The sequence below is a fragment of the Nocardia aurantia genome, from assembly GCF_009604425.1.
Taxonomy (GTDB): Bacteria; Actinomycetota; Actinomycetes; order Mycobacteriales; family Mycobacteriaceae; genus Nocardia; species Nocardia aurantia.
Genome location: NZ_WEGI01000002.1, coordinates 644959 through 664630, shown reverse-complemented (window position 1 = coordinate 664630; position 19672 = coordinate 644959). Strand labels below are relative to the sequence as shown.

The 19672-nt window shown below is 66.6% G+C and carries 14 protein-coding genes; 6 read left to right on the top strand and 8 right to left on the bottom strand.

Features of this window, described 5'->3' with window-relative positions; all coding sequences use genetic code 11:
• Positions 1 to 220 precede the first annotated feature (220 nt).
• The 4 genes from NRB56_RS06375 to NRB56_RS06360 all read right to left on the bottom strand — a co-directional run bounded on the left by NRB56_RS06375 (position 221) and on the right by NRB56_RS06360 (position 9823).
• A complete protein-coding gene (locus tag NRB56_RS06375) occupies positions 221 to 988 on the bottom strand; it encodes a nucleotidyl transferase AbiEii/AbiGii toxin family protein (protein ID WP_319942628.1) in 768 nt (255 codons plus the stop codon).
• A complete protein-coding gene (locus NRB56_RS06370; RefSeq protein ID WP_153339646.1) occupies positions 985 to 1647 on the bottom strand; it encodes a type IV toxin-antitoxin system AbiEi family antitoxin domain-containing protein in 663 nt (220 codons plus the stop codon). Before NRB56_RS06370 ends, NRB56_RS06375 begins: the two co-directional genes overlap by 4 nt.
• Positions 1648 to 2357: 710 nt before the next feature.
• Complete coding sequence (locus NRB56_RS06365; RefSeq protein ID WP_153339484.1) at positions 2358 to 6950, bottom strand: Eco57I restriction-modification methylase domain-containing protein; 4593 nt, start codon at positions 6948 to 6950, stop codon at positions 2358 to 2360.
• Between the two features lie 2 nt (positions 6951 to 6952).
• Entirely contained in the window at positions 6953 to 9823 is a 2871-nt protein-coding gene (locus NRB56_RS06360) for a helicase-related protein (protein ID WP_153339483.1), read from the bottom strand.
• A gap of 203 nt (positions 9824 to 10026) precedes the next feature.
• On the opposite strand from NRB56_RS06360, the gene NRB56_RS06355 reads away from it, so the two are divergent.
• Both NRB56_RS06355 and NRB56_RS06350 read left to right on the top strand, forming a co-directional pair.
• On the top strand, positions 10027 to 11460 hold the full coding sequence (locus NRB56_RS06355) for a serine/threonine-protein kinase (protein WP_319942627.1): 1434 nt from the start codon (positions 10027 to 10029) through the stop codon (positions 11458 to 11460).
• 192 nt (positions 11461 to 11652) lie between these two features.
• Entirely contained in the window at positions 11653 to 12546 is an 894-nt protein-coding gene (locus NRB56_RS06350; protein WP_319942626.1) for an MBL fold metallo-hydrolase, read from the top strand.
• Positions 12547 to 12571: 25 nt separating this feature from the next.
• On the opposite strand, the gene NRB56_RS06345 is transcribed toward NRB56_RS06350, so the two are convergent.
• Positions 12572 to 13381, bottom strand: a complete 810-nt coding sequence (locus NRB56_RS06345) for a hypothetical protein (protein WP_153339481.1) — start codon at positions 13379 to 13381, stop codon at positions 12572 to 12574.
• A 128-nt stretch (positions 13382 to 13509) separates the two neighbouring features.
• Positions 13510 to 14448, bottom strand: a complete 939-nt coding sequence (locus NRB56_RS06340) for an AraC family transcriptional regulator (protein WP_153339480.1) — start codon at positions 14446 to 14448, stop codon at positions 13510 to 13512.
• Between the two features lie 113 nt (positions 14449 to 14561).
• On the opposite strand from NRB56_RS06340, the gene NRB56_RS06335 reads away from it, so the two are divergent.
• From NRB56_RS06335 to NRB56_RS06325, 3 genes are all read left to right on the top strand, one after another.
• Complete coding sequence (locus tag NRB56_RS06335) at positions 14562 to 15053, top strand: anthrone oxygenase family protein (protein WP_153339479.1); 492 nt, start codon at positions 14562 to 14564, stop codon at positions 15051 to 15053.
• Positions 15054 to 15165: 112 nt separating this feature from the next.
• Positions 15166 to 15972 (top strand): SDR family NAD(P)-dependent oxidoreductase, encoded by an 807-nt coding sequence (locus tag NRB56_RS06330; RefSeq protein ID WP_153339478.1) that lies wholly within the window; start codon positions 15166 to 15168, stop codon positions 15970 to 15972.
• 68 nt (positions 15973 to 16040) lie between these two features.
• Positions 16041 to 16625 (top strand): TetR family transcriptional regulator, encoded by a 585-nt coding sequence (locus NRB56_RS06325; RefSeq protein ID WP_153339477.1) that lies wholly within the window; start codon positions 16041 to 16043, stop codon positions 16623 to 16625.
• A 119-nt stretch (positions 16626 to 16744) separates the two neighbouring features.
• On the opposite strand, the gene NRB56_RS06320 is transcribed toward NRB56_RS06325, so the two are convergent.
• The gene (locus NRB56_RS06320; protein ID WP_319942625.1) at positions 16745 to 18295 is read right to left on the bottom strand and encodes an MFS transporter; all 1551 of its coding nucleotides are present in this window, start codon (positions 18293 to 18295) and stop codon (positions 16745 to 16747) included.
• Positions 18296 to 18409: 114 nt separating this feature from the next.
• Here NRB56_RS06320 and NRB56_RS06315 point away from each other — a divergent pair, with 114 nt between their 5' ends.
• Positions 18410 to 19096, top strand: a complete 687-nt coding sequence (locus NRB56_RS06315) for a TetR/AcrR family transcriptional regulator (protein ID WP_319942624.1) — start codon at positions 18410 to 18412, stop codon at positions 19094 to 19096.
• Here the strand turns inward: NRB56_RS06315 and NRB56_RS06310 are convergent.
• A complete protein-coding gene (locus NRB56_RS06310; RefSeq protein ID WP_153339475.1) occupies positions 19043 to 19666 on the bottom strand; it encodes a Uma2 family endonuclease in 624 nt (207 codons plus the stop codon). The genes NRB56_RS06315 and NRB56_RS06310 overlap by 54 nt on opposite strands.
• Between the last annotated feature and the right edge of the window lie 6 nt (positions 19667 to 19672).

Genomic DNA, 19672 nt, shown 5'->3' with positions numbered 1-19672 from the left:
GGTGTCGGCCGTCGACGTCAAGGACGGTATCGCATGGCACGGACATGTCGGGGGAGTCCGGGTGGAAGTCGGCAGGGGCTCGGCTCTGGCGGACTTCGAGGACGCCCCGGGGCCGCCCGCCGCTACCGCACCGTCGAGATCCGCGCCGGCAACCGGATCCTCACCGACGCTGCCCGTGTCCGGGAGGTCCCTGCTGACTGTCGAGACGACGGCAGGCCGCTCACGAGCCTGAGCTGCCGACTGCATCCCAAGCATCCCGGACCAGGCGCAGGGCTTCTGCGGCAGTGACCGTCAGTCGGGTCTGGCCGGAGAGTTGGGCGTGCCACTCGGATTCGGTTGGTGCGGTGGCGAATTGCCAGGACTGTGGAAGCCTGTTGGTCGGCCCGTGCCGGCGGAACAGCCGACCGGCTTGCTCGTCGATCGCTCCCTGGGACGCCAGCGCCCACAGATCCCAGAGGTCGCGGGGTGCGGCACGGTCATGCCAAGCGACAGTCTTGGCTGCGACGAATGCCGCCCGGGTAGGGACCTCGAGGGTGGCTGCCGGAGCATCGGTGTATCGCTGGATCAGCGAACGGGTTTCGAGTGGCCAGCGGGGAATCCCTGTGCCGGCCAGGAGTTGGATCTTGATACCGACGCTGCCGTCGGCCGAGATCAGCCGTGCGGGTTCGGTATCGGCGACGTCCGTGAGCCGGATGTCCCAGTGCAGTCGTCCGAAGCCGCGTTGAGCGGCGCGCGGAAGTGTGTGGGTCAGATCGGCTGCCACCGTGGATCGGGATACCGGGGCTATCAGGTCGATGTCCTCGCTCAATCGCCCGTGCGGGAGATGTGTTCTGGCCAGGGCGGTTCCGCCGAAGAAGATGACCGCGTCGGCGTAGTGGGTGCTGAGGTGGGCGAGTAGCAACGAGATCAGGTGATCGCGTTCGACCTGAGCGTTCGTGACGCCGAATTGTGCTGCGACGGTTGCCCGTTCGTCGATGCCGAGGCTCACGGGTATTCCAGCATACCCATGACGCGGTCGAGTGCGGCTCGCAGTCTCTGTGCGTGGGCGAGTCGATCGAGTTGTTCCGGGTCGCAGCGTCGATAGAGGGTGCGGACGGCTGTGGGGACATCGGTGGCGCTGTCGCCGAGATCGGGTCGGTGTGCGAGGTCCAGAACCGTTTGTTCGGGTGTGGTGACCAGGGTCGATCCGAGCTCCGTGGAGATCGTTTCGGCGTCCAGGTTGTCGGTGTCGCGTGTGACGAAACGGACGATGGCGTCACGGTCGGTGAGCCGGAGCGCGGCGCGCTGTCTCGGTACCGCGACGACCGCGACGGCGAGGGCCCGCGGGATGGCACCGTGAACGCGGGCCGCGCTTATACCCATCAGAACGGCGTGATCGGCGTCGAACACGGCAGTGGCGATGCCCGCCGCCGTGGCCTCGAGGCCGGGTAACCATCTCCTGTCGAGGTGATCCAGCGGGACGACCGTGTAGTAGCCGTGCGCCGGACGGTGTAGCAGGCCGCGCGCCGTCAGCTTGGACAATCGCTGATGGGGGTAACTGTAGAAGGCTGCGGCGTTCCGGGCCGTGAAGGTGCGCATCGGCATGCGTGCCAGCTCCGGCGGCACACCGGAGTGGCGAGTCGGTTGCGAGGTGGCATCCTTCTCCATCACTATGAGGATTCTAGCCTATAAGGCAAGATATCCGATAGTGAAGCTCGCCGCCACCGGCCACATCGTGCGGTGCCGTCCGACGGGACACCGGAGCTCGACCGGCATCATGTCTCCCAAGCCGTGCCGATGTAGTTGGCGACCGTCAGGGCGCGGAACTGCGGATCGGCCTGCTCAGAAGTTATCAGCACCGGGGGTGGTAGGAATCGCGGGAGGACGAGTTTCGCCCCGTTGCGCTGGGAGTAGTCCAGGATTGCCTGGCAGATTCGCTCCTGATGTGCCGTTGTCAGCTCGATCAGCTCGTCGAAGACAGCGGCTTGGTTCGCGTGCCGGAACGGCAGCGTCGGTTCGGTGCCGGCGGTGAGGACGACGGCGCGATCGGCGGTGAAGGGAACGGACCTTCGAGTCGTCGTCGGGGTCGTTGAGACGGATCACCACCACGTTCGTGTTGCGGACGACGGCGGTGCCGATCCGGCCGGTTTACCACACGGCGGTGGAGTCGGCGGTCGGTTGTCTGTCGACGGTCGCGAGACCGAGCATTGTTCTCCTGTAATGAAATTGGATGGTGTTCGGTGGAAATTGGCGCTGCCGAGCGCAAACGGGTTGCCGGGTACGGCATAGACCGATCGGTTCGCGGATCGGGCTGTGGGGGTAGCGAAAGTTTGTCGGTAGTGGGCCGATTGGGACAGTTCAGTGGAAACGGCTGTGGTTCAGGAGGTTCGGGCTTTTGCCAGAGCCGAGAAGTGCTGGTGGGCCACCTGCATGTCCCGCTCGCGATCCACGCCGGTGAAGGGGGCGGCGTAGGTGATGCCGTCCGCGATGATGTCGGTGCGACCCAGCGTGGGGTCCTCCCGGAGTTCGGAGGCGATCTTCGTCGGGAGCTGGCGGCCGTTGGCGTCGTAGCGGGCTTCGCGTTCGTAACGTTGGAGGACCGGGAATTGGGTGCGGTAGATGGTGAGGAGCTCGTCGGCGGTGATGTCGAGCATCACGGCGACAATGGCGTCGATTTCGACCAGGGCTCGGCGGCGGTCTGCGGCGGTGCGGAGCGGTGTGCGCGCGTCCCAGTTGGGGCCTGGGGTGCCGAGTGCGACGGAAGTGTTTATATCGAAACTGGGTGTCCACGAATCCGATTGCCAGGATGGGCTGTACAGCTCGTTCCACAGTTCCGCGAATGGGGTGACCTGGCAGTTGAGCCGCAGGGTTCTGAGGATCAAGTGTTCTTCGAGTGCGTGGCCGGTCGGGCACGGAAGCTGGAGCCAAGTCGATGCTTTGATATGGGCATTGCCGATCACTTTAATCATGAAATCGGCGACGAGAGAGTGACTCACGCCTGCAACGACGACGAGTCGGCGATTATCGCCTGCGATTGTAAGGCTATGGACTGCGTGTACATGCGTGGGACCTGGTGGCAGCAGAGCGGATTGGAGGGTGCGAACCGTTGCTGTATCGCACATTTCCCGCCAAGCGAGGCGGAAATAACTGCAGCTGGACTCGCTGTTCCAGCGCGGGTACGCTGCAAGGTACTCGGCTGATGGCCGCGCCACCTGATAATTGGTTCGAGGGATGAAGTTCTCGGGTACGGTTTCCAAGTCGATCGGTGAGTAGTCCCCTTTGCTGCGCATTGTCAGGTTGCCTTGTTGATATATAGGGGTGGCGACAGTGAAGTGTGGACCCTGCAAAATTGTATCGTGCCAGTATTCGGGAACGGCGGAGCGCGCTTCGAAGTAACCGAGCTTGCGATCTGCCGTCTCGTGCCAACCCGCTGTCCACGGAAAGGCGAAATCGGACATTCTGGGTGCGGTGGCGATCTTATCGAGTACATGTGCGCTTATGCGGTTCACTGGGTACAACATGCGAGCTTCCGTTACCGGGGTGTCGGCCTCATCAATTAGGGCTGCCCAATTGGAAAGCTCGGTGTCAGTAACTACGATGATGCGCTCGGCGTGCGGCCGGATATCCCACTGCCCGTTAGGGTCTTTCACTCCAGGTGTGGGGCCATCGCCGTCGTGGTGTAGCGAGCGCAGTACCACTTCGGGGTGATAGAGAGTGGCGGCTTGGAGGAAATGGACATTCGGCCGGATATCTCCATAGACATGGACGCCGAAAGTTCGGGCGTGACCGAGATCGGCGAACAGGTTGAGTTGATTATAGAATTGCCAGTGACGTCGGAGACGTTGGTAGCACTCTCTTCGCAGGTCGCTTGCCCGCGTTTCGGTGAAGTGGCTCTCCGGATGGATCAGCGAGACGATTCCGTTCGGCGCCGATGAGCGCCAAGTACGTTCCATGAAGCACCGATAGGAATCGGGTTGCAGACCGGTCAGGACGGGTCGATCAATACCCGATCCTAGGTGTTCGCTCTGGCCGGCCTGCTTGGCCCGCTCGTCCAGGTACACATTGTGGGTACTGGGCGAACCCATTGCCTCAACACGCTTCTCGCGTTTTGCGGCTTCCGACGGTTTGTGCGCCAGCTGCCACCAAGGATCGAAATCGGCGAGCACCGCGGCCTCATCCCAATCCGGCCGGACCCAGGGCGGGTTCCCCACCTGGAGGTCGAAGCCGCTCCGCGCGAACACCGGAGCGAAGTCGAGCTCCCAGTGGTGGAACCCTTGGCTCTCGGCGATTTCGGCACTCACCTCGAGCCACGCAAACCTCTCCAGCGCTTTGTCGATCGGTAATGCCTGGGAGAACGTCCGGCCCGTGTTCTCGGCAACTTCCAGATCTTGCCAGCTGAGGTCACCGGCAAGACTGATCTGCCCGTGTTTCTCGAACTTCCCGGCCTTCGGTGGCACCCCGAGCACGGCTTCCAACCCGCCGACCCACTGATCCCAATCCGGCGCAACGACATCGCCGGTCACCGGCCAGGACCACAGCGCGCACCACGCGTCCATTACTCGCCGCAGCCGCCGGTAGGCCCCGTTCTCGTCGTACAGCACCGCCTCGATCTGCTCTCGGCTGACAGCGGGTCCGGTTTCGACCGGCTCCCCGCCCCACAGGTGAAGATCTCGCTGGACAGCCGATTCGGCGATGCTGAGACGTCGGAAGGTCAACTCCCACAATGTGTCCACCCGTTGCGCCAGCCCGGCGAGCCGCTTCGCGATCTCCTTCGAGGGCGACTTGCGGATCTCGTTGCGCCACAGTCGCAGTTCCTCCCGCTTCGCCGGCGTGTACGTCTTCGCCTCGGGGGTGTCGATCACCGCTCCCCACCCTTCGGCAGGCAACAGGAAGTGGTGGATCCCCGCCCCGATCTCCTCCCCGAGCGCAACATCCTTCGGCACGGCCTTCAGCCACGCCTTCTTCGCCAATTGCCCTGGCTGATACACCGCTCGCCGTGCCCCGATGAGTGAATTGCCCCGCCGCAGATGCAATCCGAACCATGGCGCCTGCAATCCGGCCACCATGGTGTCGAGCCACAGCGAGATCTCGGCGAGTTCGACGGCGGTGGCGTTGAGGTCCACCCCGTACACCTGGTGAAGGGCGATGTGCGCCTTCACCTTCTGCAATTCGACCGGATACTCGTCGGCCTCGATCCGCTTGCCGAGGTCTTCCTGTTTGCGCTTCAGGTATTCGGCGGCGAGCTGCCGCACGGCCTCGATGGCGAACGCGCCGGATCCCAGCGTCGGTTCGCAGATGGTGAGGCCGAGGATATCCTCGGGGGTGGTGCGGTGGTCGTTCTGGTCGAGTAGTTCCTCCAGCGCTTGGGAGACAACGAATTTGGTGAGCACCTCCGGCGTGTAGTAGGAGGCGGACTGCTGGCGTTCGCGGCCGGCGAGGCGGAACACGAAGGTGCCCTTGGCATGCACTACAGGGCGCAATTCGTGGGTGTCCGGATCTTCCTTGCGCACGAAATCGGTCTCGGCGAGGTGGTCGGCGCGGCCGACGGGCACCACCCAGGAGCCCTTCTCCGGATTACCGTCCTTGGCGACCTCGTAGAGGTCCTCCTCGGCGAAGAAGCCGGTGTAGGACATCAGTCCCTCGTACACCGCCCCGAGCTGGTTGATACCGAGTTCGGCATAGCTGATGAAGCCACGGTCGGAACCCTTGCGGCCCTTGCTCTCCTTGCTGAGCAGCAGATGCTCGAGCACCTCCTGCGTGGCCGCGTTGCCGAGCCCGACCTCGTCGATCAGCGCGGTTGCTCTCTCGGAGAACAGGTCTGCGCGCAGCGGGTTGAATTCGAGGCCCGGGGCGGGGTCGTCGGCGATGTTCTGCCGCACGGCCGGACTGTGACCACCCTCGACGAGGTCGAACAGTTTCTTCAGTGACTCGTACAGGTGGGTGCCGGTGCGGGCGCGGTGGGAGACCAGTTCGGTAAGGGTGAGTTCGCGCAGGCGGTCCAGACCGTAGCCCTCCTCGTATTCGGCTGCGCCGGTGGGCAATACCTGCATTTCCGGGGATGCCTCGGCATACAGCAGGAACAGGATTCGATACAGGAAGCGCAGGGATTGTTTCGCCAGTTCGTCGCCGTCGACGCCGGCCATGGTCAGGCCGCGTTCGCGGCGGCGGCGGACGACCTCGTTGGCGATGATCTCGATCGACAGGCGGATGCCTTCGCGCAGATCCTTGGAGACGCCGACGGTGTGCTTGACCGAGTCCTCCAGCACGCCGGTCCACCAGATGGCGCCGTCGGCGTCGGGCAGCAGCGCCTGGTGGCCGAAAATGGCGCAGGCGCGGTCGATTTCGCCGCCGCGCGCCTCGTGTTTGCGTTCGGCGACGACCAGCAGGTCGACCGCCAGGTAGCGGCCCTCGGCCCAGCGTTCGGCCTCGGCGAGCAGCTGCCACTGGCCCGCCTGCACCACTACGAACGTCGGCGGGGTGTCGGAGCGGAATGCGGCCGAGACGGCTTTGGACACCGACTCGATCGGCTTGTCGTCCTCGGTGGCGGGGGTGCCGAGCAGGCCGGTCTCGGGGGCCAGTAGATCCTCCAGCGCGGACACCGGATTCGCTTGCAGGAAAAGAACGTTCGTTGTGCCGGGTAGTTGGGTGTCCGGGATCACCAAGTCGGAGCCGGCGCGTTCGGCGGTGAATGCGGACAGTTCGCCGTGGTAGCCCCAGATCTCGCGGATCCGGTCGTGGACCTTCGCGGCGGCTTCCGGATTCTCGATGAGTGCGGCCAGCGCGGTTTGCAGGTCCCGGGCTGCGGCGAGGAAACGGCTGCGGACGGTGGCGCGGCCTTCCTTCGCCTCGGCGTCCCAGGTTTTGCGCAGTTCCGTCACGCGGCCGTGGAAGGACTCCTTCACCGAATCGGTGGTGAAGTAGTGCTCGCTGATCCAGTCCTCGCCGACGACGATGGAGTCGAACGAAGGCATGGTCACCGATCATTTTCCGGGACGATCACCAGCAGCGGACGTACCAGTTGCTGGGTGGGGGCGAGGGATTCGGCCAGCCGCTGTTCCTCGGCGATGCGGTGAGAGAGCTTGTCCACCTTGGACTTTCGGCTGCCGAACAATTCGAGCTGGTCGGCGGCGGCATACCACCGGTCGGCGCGGGCCCGCCAGGCCGCGAGGCGCTCGGTGGCCGAACTCTCCTGCTGATCCAGAACCAGTCGCATTGCCTGCGCGGCCTGCTCGACGGCGCGGGGGATCAGGGGACGCAGGGCGGCGGCGTCCTCGAGCAGGCCGGGGTTGGGGGTGCCGGGGCGCAGGCCGGTGTCGGTGAGCAGGAATCCGAGGTCCTGGTGGGTTTCCACCAGCGAGAACGAGGGGTTGGCCGGACTCGGGAAGGTGACCGTGGCGAACACCCGGGACACCAGCTGGCCGCGCCGGTTCATCAGCGTGCCCATCAGCAGTACGGTCGGCGCGGCCAGTGAACCACGGATGGCGAACACCTGATTACGGCCGAGCGCGCTCAGCGCCCGGTCACTGGCCCAATCGAGCACCGGGTGCAGCGGCCCCAGGAAGTGGGCTTCCGGCCAGGTGGTGTTGTCGACGCCCTTGCCCTGCTTGGCGGCGCGCAGCTGGGCGTCGCCGACCTGGGGTGTGGTGGCCAGCTTCAGGCGTTCGAGGACGCGGCCGTGCTCGAGATAGTTCTGCGGGAGCTGGTTCAGCCGCCGGCGTAGATCGCGTGGTGGGATCAGTTCGGCGACACCGTGATTGGCGTGCACGGTCCAGCCGATGCCGCCCGCGGCGGGTTCGGCGTGGGGGACGTCGTCGAAGGCGGCGCGCAGCGCCTCGTCGAGGAAGGTAACGTCGTCGGGGTAGAGGCTCTGGCGGGGAAGTTCGGGCAGCTCGGGGGTGTCGTCGTCGAGCAGGTCAAGCTGTGCGAAGAAGGCGTCGATGTCGTCGCCGTCGCGTACCTCCTCGATGCTGCGGACCTGTTCGTCCAGAGTTGTCTTGCGGGCCAGGACATCTCGGATCGCCGACTCTTCCTCGCCTACGCTGTGCCGGCCCATCAGGGAGGCGACGTCGCCGAGCGCGGAATGCGCCTGGTTCTCCTTTTCCAGCAGCCGCGACAGCACCCGTAGGTCGCCGGAGAACGCCGGGTCGGACGGTTCCAGGATCAGCGAGGAGATGACCGGCGGGCGGCGCTGGCCGTAGCGGTCGATGCGGCCGTTGCGCTGCTCGATGCGGATCAAGGACCACGGGATGTCGTAGTGGATCAGATGGTGGCACTGGGCGTGCAGGTTCACGCCCTCGGAGGCGACGTCACCGGTGACCAGTACCCGGATCGGGGAGGTGGCGAGCTTGAAGCTGTCCACGATCTCCTGCTGTTCCACATCCGACAGGCCGCCGTGCAGCATCACGACGTGCTCCGGCCGCAGTCCCAGGGCGGAGGGCAGCAGTTCGGTGAGCCACTTCAAGGTGGCGATGCGTTCAGCGAAGACGACCGCGCGCAGGTCCGACGCCGGGCCGACGCCGATCTCGGTCAGTCGCTGGACCAGTGCCGCCTGCTTGCCCGCCGCCTCGGTGAACGCCTTGTCGTTTAGATCGGAAAGCGTTGTCAGAGAAGATAATTCGAGGCGCGCTGCCGGGCTGCCGGTGAGCTTGGCGCGGCGCTGATCGATGGATTCACGCAGCGCGGCCGGCGAGGAGAGGAACGCCTTGGCCAGCGTCCAGGGGAACAGTGCCTTGATCTCACCGGAGTACGGCGACGAACCGTTGGGCGGATGCAGCCATACCTGGGCCAGTTCGCGGGCCACCGCGTCCTCCGCGTCGGAGGGTTGCACCAGCCGATGGACGGGTTCGGCGCGCTCGGCCCAATCGCTGCCGACCTCGGCGGCCACCTCGTCGTGATGACGGTGCCTGCGGATCAGCAGGGATTGCACGTCGGCCTTCTCGAAGGAGCCGTCGGCGGCCACGGCGGTCGGGTCGAGCAGGCGCAGCAATTCCGCGAAGGACTCCTCGCGGCCGTTGTGCGGGGTGGCCGAGGCCAGGATCAGCGCTTCGGTGTTCGGGGCCAGTACGCGGGCCAGCTCGTTGTTCTGGGTACCGGTGTTGGTGAGGTTGTGGGACTCGTCGATCACCACGGCATCCCAGTACTGACGCTCCAGATGCGCCTTGTAGCGGGGGCTTTTGAGGGTATCGATCGAGATGATCGCGCGCTTGTAGTAGGTGAACGGGTTACGGGTGGCCGGCAGCTTCTGGCGCACCTTCTGAATGCCCGCCGAATCCAGGCGCACGAACGGAAGTGCGAAGCGGCACCACAGTTCGTGCTGCATCTGTTCGAGGACGTGCCGCGGCGTGACGATGAGGATGCGTTCGCCCCGGCCACGCCGGACCAGCTCGGACAGGATCATGCCGATCTCGAGCGTCTTGCCCAGGCCGACCGCGTCGGCGAGCAGGATGCGTGGGCGGATCAGGCGGGGATCGAGCGCTTTCGCCACCGCGGCCCGCTGGTAGCCGAGCGAATCGGCGAGCATCCGGGTGGAGACGGTGAGGGTCTGGTCGCCGTAGGGGAACGGGGTCTTGCGCAGCAGCGCCTCCAGCCATAGCCGGGAATCCCGATAGCCCGACGACCCGTCCGCGACGATCTCGGCCTCGGCCGGGTCCTGCACGGTGATCGTGTCCAGACTGTCGTAGAAGGTGGCGGTGGTGTCGGCGACCAACTCGGATAGTCCCCGCACCCGCAGCAGCCACCCGTCGGAACCCTGCTCGGCTGCGGTGACCAGCCATTCTTCGTCGCGGATAACGACAATCGAGCCGGGAGCGACATTGAGGTCGGCACGCGAATGCGCGGAGGTCATTCGAGAGTGCTCCTGGCTGTGTTGACGGTTGAAGAAGCAACTTAGTACCGTTCGGAGGCCATGGGGTGTTCCATGACACATCAACAGCAGGTGGGCACGGTCTACCGGGGAAGGCGCGATGGTACTGAGACCGGCCGCCGCGAGCTTCAGCCTGGCCGGGACCGGCGGGTGGTGCGCGGCGCGAGATTCACGGAGGTGATCCGGTGCAGGTCGTCGGGGGACGCTACGACCTCATCCGCCAGGTCGGCGCCGGTGGCATGGGGCAGGTCTTCGAGGGGTTCGATCGCAATCTCAAACGCCGCGTCGCAGTGAAATTCGCCCACGCGAGTCTCGAATCGGATCCGGAGTGGACCAAACGCTTTCTGCGTGAAGCGGAGCTCATGGCCACCGTGCGGCATCCGGGCACGCCCGAGATCTACGATGCCGGTCTCACCGACAGCGAGCCGTACCGTCCGTACCTGGTCATGGAATTCGTCGACGGCCGCACGCTCGAGGATGTGCTCGCCCGTCGTGGGCCGTTGCCGATCGGCATCGTCGCCGCCCTCGGTGCGCAGGCGGCCGCGGTGTTGGCGGCCACCCACCGGCACCGCATCTATCACCGTGACCTCAAGCCGTCGAATCTGATGCTCTGCGACGACGGAACGCTCAAGGTGCTGGACTTCGGGCTGGCCATCGCGCTGGACGCCGACGGCAGCCGCTACACCTCGACCGGGCAGACGATCGGCACCCCCGCCTTCATGGCGCCCGAGCAGATCGAATCCCGGGATGTGACAGCACAAACCGATTTGTACGCGCTCGGCCTCGTCCTGCACGAGCTGCTCACCGGAGCACGTGTCGTCACCGGCCCCAATGCCTTCAAGGTGTGGTCCCGGCAGATGTCCGCTCCCGCGCCCGACATTCGGGTCCAGCGTCCCGATGTTCCGGCGGATATGGCGGGATTGATCATGTGCATGCTCGAGAAGAAACCGGAAAGCCGACCGGCGGGGGCCACGGCCGTGCACGCTGTGCTCATCCGTCATGCCCTGGATGTGGCGGAGTTGGCGGACGACGAGAACAGCCCGGCCCGCATGTACGCCCTGGCGGTCGCCGCACCGGTGCGGATTCCGGTTGCCGCCGACGTGGCCGAATCCGCGCCAGAGGTTCACGACCATTCGGTACCGGCGACCGACGCTGCGGTACCGACGGACGATTCCGTCCGCGGCGACCTGCATCGCGCTGTCGAGAAGGCACGACGTCTCGCCGGCGAGTTTCGGTATCACCCTGCCCTACGGCATCTCCATACTGCCGTCCACACGACCATCGCGCTGCTGGGAGCCCGAGACGCCGACGTAGTGGACGCCAGAATCCAACTGGCCAGCTTGCGTTTCGAGTCCGGTGGACATGCCGAGGCCGCCGAACTCTACCGTGCTCTCATCGATGACCTCACCGCCGGGCGCGGTCCCTACGACGATCAGGTCATGCACTGCCAGCATCGGCTCGCCGAGTGCGCGCTCGCGCTTGGTCATACCCGCGAAGCTGTGGACCGGTTCCGGCGCCTGAAAGCCCAACTGGAGGCACGGCACGGGTCATCGGACCGGCGGGTACTCGAGATCGCGGAGATCATCGGCAACGGCGTCCATCACAGACATGATGCGTGATCTTCCTACCTACAGTAGGAGATCTAATGGCAACTCCCCTGTTTCGTAGGAGGTCGGGGGCGGTTCGGGGTCGGGTTTTCCCGATATTCTGGAAGTGGCGGCGGTGGTTCATCGGTCCGCCTGTCGAGGTCTCCGCGGACGGCGGGGTGGTGGTCGCTCGTGGCGATATCTTCTTTCCGAAAGGACACCGTTGTGGGTATTTCCGTGTCCACCGACGACCGATTGACCCGACCGGGCGGTATTCGTACCGTCGACGTGGGGGAGTTGGTTGTGCGGTATCTGCCCGATGGGCTGACTCCGTTGCACGGGGCGAAGTGGTTGCCGGGGACCACGCCCGAATTCTGGGCAGTGGGTGATCATGCCAAGTATCTGGACGCGGGCGGGGATCTGATCGCCAGTGTGGGCGGGTTGCTCGTCACGCATCGGGGGTTGGGGCGGTCGATGCTGATCGATGCGGGGTTCGGGCCGATGGAGTATCAGACGCCGTTCGGGACGTTGCGGGGTGGGGCGATGCTCGGGAGTTTGGGGGCGGTGGGGCTCGTGCCCTCGGACGTCGAGTTGGTGGCGTTGACGCATCTGCACGGTGATCACATCGGGTATCTGTGGCAGGCGCCGGGGGCGGACGGGCGGTTTCCGTTCGCGCACGCTCGGGTTGCTGTGGCCGAAAGCGAGTGGGCGCGACCGGATCTGGCGGCGCGGGAGGGGACGTCGCCGGAGATGGTGGCCTGCTTCGCGGATCAGGTCGCGGTGTGCCGGGACGGGGAGGAGATCTTTCCGGGGGTCACGGCGTTGACGCTGCCGGGGCACACCGTCGGGCACACCGGATATCTGCTGCGATCCGAGGGGGAGACGCTCGTCGTGCTCGGGGACGCTCTGCATACGCCGTTGCAGGTGACGTATCCGGAGCTGTCCTCGGCCAGTGATCTCGATCCGCGGCTGGCCATCGATGTGCGACGGCGCATCGTGAACACGGTGGCGGACAACGGGTTTCTGGCCTTCGGGGGTCATTTCGCGGCCGTGCAGTTCGGGCACTGTCTCCGGGGCGACGGCGGGGCGGCGGTCTGGGAGCCGTTGCCCGCCGAATAGGGTTGTGCGGCAGCTATTTCGGTTGTCACGTGTCGTAGACGGGTGTGAACGAGATCTGCCACCAGTTCTCACCCGCTACGTACGGGAAGACCCATTCCTGTACGGTGACGTGGACGCGTTGTGTCGCACCGGTTTTCGGGTCGCGCATGATCAGTTCGGAGCCGGCGACCGCCTCCAGGGGGCCCTCGGTGCTGCTCCAGAGCCGGTGGAATTCCGGTGCTCGGCGCAGGCGGTCCTGCAACTGGTGCAGTCGTTCGTCGGGCATCGTCCCGTCGGCGAGGTGTTGCAGGCCGGAGAGCAGGATGTTGGCGAGCTGGAGCCATCTGCCGGTGTCGTCGGAGCAGGCGACGGAGCCTGTTTCGGCGGTGTCGGTGGCGTCGAAGACCAGTTGGGCGTGGCGGTCCAGGAGTAACCACTCGGCCAGGTTTCCGTAGAGCTCCAGGCCCGGGAACATGTGCCGCGCAGCGTCGTTGGCGTAGCCGACGTACCAGGTCGCGGCCGTCACCACCAGGGCCGGGGACGGTAGTGTTCGCGCGACGCCGATCAGCCGGGCCGGCGGTTGCGGGACCGGGAGGTCCGTCATCGGGACCTGGCCGAACATCAGATTGATCAGATGCCGTTTGGTCTGTGGGGCGACCTCCAGCGGTTCGAACATGTCGGCCAGTGTGGTGATCGGCACGCGCGCACCGAGTTCCGCCGCCTCCACCGTCCGCCACGAGCGATTGATCTTCTCGGCTAGTTCTTTTCGCGACATGCCCAGCTTCAGCCGTAACTTCTTGATCGCCTGTCCGAGCGCTTTGGCGGTGGCGCGACTCGGAATTCCGGTCTCGGGCATGGGATGACCTCTGATCGATCTGTCCAGGAAATGCTGGGCAGGTCAGGATGCCATATTTTCCCATGGAAGTTCACATGCGGTGGACAGGAACGGACCGGTCCGGACGGAAATGGGAAATATCGGCCCGGTCAGGAATGGGCTCTGCGGTATTCCTGGGGGCTCATTCCGCGCACCCGCTTGAAGGCCGTGCTCAGTGCGAAGGGGGTGCCGTAGCCCACTCGGGCGGCAATGGATTCCAGGGTGGTGTCCGGATTGTCGAGGAGCAGGTCCGCGGCGAGGGAGAGCCGCCAGTGGGTCAGGTAGGTCATGGGGGGTTCGCCGACGCGGGCGGTGAAGCGGCGCGCGAGGGCGGCTCGGGAGATACCCACCTCGCGGGCCAGGGATTCGATGGTCCAGGGGTGGGCGGGGTTGTTCTCCAGGAGGCGGAGGGCGGGGCCGGCGACGGGGTCGGTCCGGGCCCGGTACCAGTCGGGGGCGGGATTGCCGGGGTGGGCGAACCAGGTGCGGAGGACGGCTATCAGGAGCAGGTCCAGGAGGCGGTCGAGAACGGCTTCCTGGCCCGGATCGTCCTTGACTATCTCCTCGCGCAGCAGCGGGATCAGGTGGGACTGCCAGGAATCCGCCGGGAGGACCAGGATCGGCGGGAGAGCGGTCAGGAGGCGGCGGCTGATCTCTCCCGCCGTTTCGTAGGTGCCGGTGAGCATGACCGTGTCGCCGTCCGGGTCGTTGCCCCAGGTGCGGACGCCCAGGTCCATCGCCTGCGACAGGTCGGCGCCGTCCGTGGTGGTGCAGATCTGGCCGGGGTGGATGATCACCGTCGGGGGAGTGCCGGGGTCGTCGGCGACCGTGTAGTGGTCGGGGCCGCGGGCGATGGCGACATCGCCCTTGCCGAGCCGGATCGGGCCGGCGGCGTCGGGGATCAGCCAGGCGTGGCCGCGGACGACCGCGACCACCGTCACGGGGGCCTCGTCCTCGATGCGCATCGACCAGGGTGGGTTGAGTATCGAGCGGAGCAGGAATGCTCCTCGTGCGCGGGGGCCGTCGAGGAGTCCGGCCAGGGCGTCCATATCGGAGACAGTAGTCCGTCGCATACGTCGGCGGCCATCGGCGTGGACGCTCGCGTATGCGGACGCGATTCCGGGCCATGGAGGGTCTCGCCGTAGGGCTCTGTAATGGGTTCATGGCTATCGATAACGCGTTCGTGCGGGGGTTGACCCTCTATACCGCGATCACCAGTGGGGTGTGTGCGGGGATCTTCTATGCCTTCTCGGCCTTCGTCATGTCGGCGTTGGGGAATCTGCCCGCGGGGCAAGGGATCGCCGCGATGAACTCGATCAACAAGCAGGCGCCGACCTTCTGGTTCATGGTGGTGCTGATGGGGACTGCCCTCACCGGTCTGGTGCTGGGGGTGTACGGGGTGTTCCATCTGAATCGGCCGGGGGCGCTGTTGCTGGTGGTGGGGGCGCTGGCCTATCTGGTGGCGATCGTGACGACCGGCGCCTTCCATGTGCCGCGCAACGATCGGCTGCTCGGGATGGATCCGGAATCCGTTGCGGCGGCCGACTATTGGCGGACCTACGTGACGGAGTGGACGTGGGGGAATCATCTGCGGGTGGTGGGTCCGCTGGTGGCGGCGGTGGCCTTCACCGTGGCGTGGCGGCAGTCGCGGTAGGGGCCGACGCGTGAATCTCTGGCGCATGCCGGTACCGGAGGTCTATGCTGGGACTGAGTCCCAGTAGTGGGACTTGGAATCATCAACGTGGTTATGACCGGAAGGAGCCCGGATGTCCTCGGGCGATGCGTCGAGATTGTCTCTGGCCGAACTGATTTCGTTGCAGGGGCAGCGTGCCGTGATCACGGGGGGTGGGCGCGGTCTGGGTAAGGCGATCGCGTTCCGGCTGGTCGAGGCCGGCGCGGAGGTGCTGATCGGTGATATCCAGGAGGAACTCGCCCGTGCCGCCGCGGCGGAGATCGAGGAGCGCTACGGGGTGCGGGCCGTCGGGGTCGCGTTGGACGTCAGTGATTCGGCGTCGGTGGCGGCGGCCGCCGAGCGGGCCGTGGCCGAGTTCGGCGGGCTGAACGTCTGGGTGAACAATGCCGGGATCTTCCCGGCCGTGCCGCTGCTGGAGATGACCGACGAGACCTGGGACGGGGTGTTCGCCGTGAACGCTCGTGGCACGTTTCTCGGCGCGCGGGAGGCGGCGCGGCGGATGGCCGGCGGGGGCGTGATCGTCAACATCGTGTCGATCGCCGGATTCCGTGGTAGCGCACCGGGATTGGCGGCGTATGTGGGATCCAAGCACGCCGCGCGGGGGCTCACCCGGGAGCTGGCTCTGGAGCTCGCGCCGATGGGTATCCGGGTGCTCGGGGTCGCGCCGGGCTATGTGCCGACAGAGGGCAACCTGCTCGCGGCGCAGGCCGCGGGCTTCCTGCCGGAGGACGCCACACCGAGCGATCTGATGCTGCCCAGCCCGATCGGCCGGGGTGGCACGCCCGACGATATCGCCCGCGTGGTGCTGTTCTGCGCGTCCGAGCTGTCGTCCTACATGACCGGCAGCACGCTGCTGGTCGACGGCGGCACCATGGCATGAGAGGTCCGAGGCCGGATGGCGGGTGCACGTCGCTCACGAAAAGTGTGTGACCAGGTAGGATTCCGGCGATGACCGATCCGGAACGCCTCAGCACCAGGGAAATCGCCCGTGTGGCGGTGCGAGATCGGCTGGCGGAGGTGGGGTTCGAACTCTTCCATCGCGAGGGTTTCGACCGGGTCACCGTGAACGATCTGGCTGCCGCGGCGGGAGTGGGGCGCAGTACCTTTCTGCGCTACTTCACCAGCAAGGAAGATGTGGTGCTGGGGGCGCTGGAGACCGAGGGGCAGCGGCTGGCCGCCGCCCTCGCGGCGCGGCCCGGCTCCGAGGACGAGTGGACCGCGCTGCGCCGCGGACTGGACGTGATCGTCGAGCCGTACCTCCGGGATCCGGCGAAGGCGCTGGCGTTGACCCAGCTGATCCTGCGCACCCCCGCACTGTCCGCCCACAGCCTGGAGAAGCAGCAGAGCTGGCGGCCGCGGCTGGTGGCCGCGCTGTCCGCCCGCTCCGGCGCCACCGAACTGGCCCTGTCGGTGCGGGCCGCGGCGGCGCTGGACTGTCTCAATGTCGCGGTCGAATTGTGGGCCGCCTCGGACGGGCAGCGCGATCTGGTGGAACTGCTCGACGGGGGTTTCGAGGTGTTGCGGCCCCGATAGTGTTGCGGCGCTCGATGACCGGGCCCGGAGGCCGCCGCGGGCGGGCGGCGGCTCGCGTTCACCCCTCGGGAAATCGAACGCTATCGTCGAACAGTTCCGTGTTGCGGATTCGTTCCGGCTCAGTCGTCGGTCGGTTCCTCGGTGAGGCGATCGACGTGGCGGGTGTCGGGGGATGCCAGGGTTACCACTGCGCCGACGGTGGCGACGATGGCGAGGGCGAGGACGGATTGGTGGATGCCGTGCATGAAGGCGTCTATGGCGGCGGCGGTGAGGGGGCGGCCTTCGGGGCCTGCTTGGGCTGTTACGGCGAGGGCGCCGGCCAGGGAGTCGCCGACGGGGCCGCGGATCTGTTCGGGGAGGCCGGGGAGGGCTGGTTGGATGCGGTGGTGGTAGCCGGCGGCGAGGACGCCGCCGGACATGGCGATGCCGATCGCGGCGCCCAGTTCGCGGGCGGCGTCGTTGACCGCCGCGGCGACACCGTGTTTCGCGGTCGGGGTGGTGCCGATGATGACCGCGGTGGCCGGGGTCGCGCACAGGCCGATGCCGGCGCCGACCAGGGCCAGCGGTAGCACGATCGCGGAGTAGTGGGTATCGGGGTGCAGGCGGAGGAGCAGGAACAGGCCGGCGGACATGGTGGCCAGGCCGGTGACGGTCATCCAGCGCAGGCCGATCCAGCGCATCAGCATCGGGGCGATCACCGCGAGCGGCAGCAGGGGGCCGGCCATCGGGGCTACGGCGAGGGTGGAGCGGAGGGGGCTGTAGCCCAGGACCAGCTGCAGGTATTGGACCAGGATCAGGGCCAGGCCGAAGGTGACCACGAATTGGAGCATCAGCGAGGTGACGCCGGTGCTGAAGGCTCGGTGGGCGAACAGGCGGACCGGTAGGAGGGGGCGGGTGGTGCGGAGTTCGACGATCACGAACACGGCGCCGGCGACCGCGGCGCCGGCCAGGAGGGCGATGGTTTGTGGTGCGCGCCAACCGTATTCGGGCGCCTCGGTGAGGCCGTAGACCAGCAGGCCGATCGCGGCGGCCGAGGTGACCGAACCCGGCAGGTCGATGCGGGGGTGGTCCGGTTCGCGGGAACCGGGCATCGCGAGTGCCGCCACCGCCAGGACGGCGGCCACCGCGGCGAGGACGACGAAGATCGACGGCCAGGACCAATAGCGAAGCAGCACACCGGAACCGACGAGGCCGATCACGCCGCCGGAGCCCGCGACCGCGGCCCAGACGCCCACCGCCCGGCCCCAGTGTTCCGGCGGGAAGACGCCGGTCAGGATGGACAGGGTCGACGGCATGACCAGTGCGGCGCCGATTCCGGAGATCATGCGGGCCACGATCACCCACATCGGTTCGTGCACGGTCAGCGCGAGGATCGATCCGGCGCTGAATACCGTGAGGCCGGCGATCAGCATGCCGCGGCGGCCGTAGCGGTCGCCGAGTGCGCCGGCGGGCAGCAGCAGCGCGGCCAGGATCAGGGTGTAGCCGTCGACCATCCAGGTCAGCTGGCTCTGGGTGGCGCCGGTGGCGGTGGCGATCTGCGGCAGCGCCGTGTACAGCGCGGCCATCGACGCCATCACCAGGCCCACGCCCAGGCAGGACACGATCAGGGTCCAGCGGCGCTGCCATGCCGACAGCGTGGCGGGGCGCTCCAGTACTCGTTGGTCGGTCACGGCGCCTCCAGGGTTTCGATACCATCGGTATCGCTTCGCTACTTTCGGTAGCGTAGCGACCACCGGTGGGGATGGAAACCCTCCGGCACTGTGATGTCCGGCAGGATGGAAGTGATGAGTCAGGTTCCGCAGCTCGACGACGGCCCGGAGTCGGTCGACCCCCGCCGGGCGCGATCACGGGATCGGCTGCTCGCCGCCGCGACCCAACTACTGACCTCCGGTGGCGTCGAGGCGGTCACGGTGGACGCGGTCACTCGGGCCTCCAAGGTCGCCCGCACCACCTTGTACCGCAATTTCGGCAACAGTGCGGGACTGCTCGCCGCCGCCTTCGAACGTCTTCTCCCGCAGGTGGTTCCACCCGCCCCGGACGGCACGCTGGAACAGCAGCTGACCGAACTGCTCACCAGTCAGGCCGCCGCGATCGAACAGGCGCCCATGCAGCTGAGCACCCTCGCCTGGATGGGCCTGGGCCTCGGCCCGACGTCCACGGCCACCGTCGAGGATCCGTCCCCGATGGTGAAATCGTTGCGCGCCAGCGTGATCGAGCACTATCGGGTGCCGTTCGATCGGGTCCTCGAAACCCCTTCCGCCCGTGCCGAACTCGGCGACCACGACCGAATCTTCGTCTTCGCCCAGCTCCTCGGCCCGATCATCTTCATGAAGCTCACCGGTCTGCGCACCGTCACCCCCGAGGACTGCGCCCGCATCGTCCGGGACTTCCTCGCCGCCCAACGGGTGCTGCGGGATTCACAGCACGAGGTCGGTGAGCCGGTCCCAGTTGAGCTCGATCCGGATCGGTAGGTCGACCGCGAAGGCGGTGCCCGGCTTCAGGTGCCGGGCCAGTCGATAATGACCCACGCCGTGGTCCAGGGCGTAGGTCTCGATGCCGGTCACTTCCGTGTCCGAGACGCTGACCAGCCAGTACCACGGGATTCCGGCTGCCGCGTACTCGTACATCTTGGCGAGCCGATCGGTTTTCACGCGATTCGGCGAGGTCACTTCGACAACTGTTCTCACGTGCCACGCGGGGATCGGGCGCAGGTCCGGCGGGCTGTGCTCGAACAGGGCGACATCGGGTCGGCGGATCGTCGCGCGCGGCACATCCCACAGCACTACTTCGACATTCCGGGCGGCATTCAGCCGGGCTGAGGGGTCTCGCGCCGTGTGCTCGCGTGCCGCATCCGCCAGCATCGTGAGCAGCCGATGGGTTGTTCTCCGCTCATGGGAGTTCGATGATTCGCGGCGCACCGCGTCGCCGTTGACCACTTCCACCAATCGCCGAAAATCCTCGGGAAATTTTCGCCAGGTGCCGACCGTAATCGATTCGGGCTGAATGTTTTCCGGTCGGGCCCACTCGAAGATCGTGGTCATGTGGCG

Coding starts and splice junctions, on each gene's coding strand:
- NRB56_RS06370 (WP_153339646.1), bottom strand. CDS start 1,647: ATGGAGAAGGATGCCACCTCGCAACCGACTCGCCACTCCGGTGTGCCG.
- NRB56_RS06365 (WP_153339484.1), bottom strand. CDS start 6,950: ATGCCTTCGTTCGACTCCATCGTCGTCGGCGAGGACTGGATCAGCGAG.
- NRB56_RS06360 (WP_153339483.1), bottom strand. CDS start 9,823: ATGACCTCCGCGCATTCGCGTGCCGACCTCAATGTCGCTCCCGGCTCG.
- NRB56_RS06345 (WP_153339481.1), bottom strand. CDS start 13,381: ATGCCCGAGACCGGAATTCCGAGTCGCGCCACCGCCAAAGCGCTCGGA.
- NRB56_RS06340 (WP_153339480.1), bottom strand. CDS start 14,448: ATGGACGCCCTGGCCGGACTCCTCGACGGCCCCCGCGCACGAGGAGCA.
- NRB56_RS06335 (WP_153339479.1), top strand. CDS start 14,562: ATGGCTATCGATAACGCGTTCGTGCGGGGGTTGACCCTCTATACCGCG.
- NRB56_RS06330 (WP_153339478.1), top strand. CDS start 15,166: ATGTCCTCGGGCGATGCGTCGAGATTGTCTCTGGCCGAACTGATTTCG.
- NRB56_RS06325 (WP_153339477.1), top strand. CDS start 16,041: ATGACCGATCCGGAACGCCTCAGCACCAGGGAAATCGCCCGTGTGGCG.
- NRB56_RS06315 (WP_319942624.1), top strand. CDS start 18,410: ATGAGTCAGGTTCCGCAGCTCGACGACGGCCCGGAGTCGGTCGACCCC.
- NRB56_RS06310 (WP_153339475.1), bottom strand. CDS start 19,666: ATGACCACGATCTTCGAGTGGGCCCGACCGGAAAACATTCAGCCCGAA.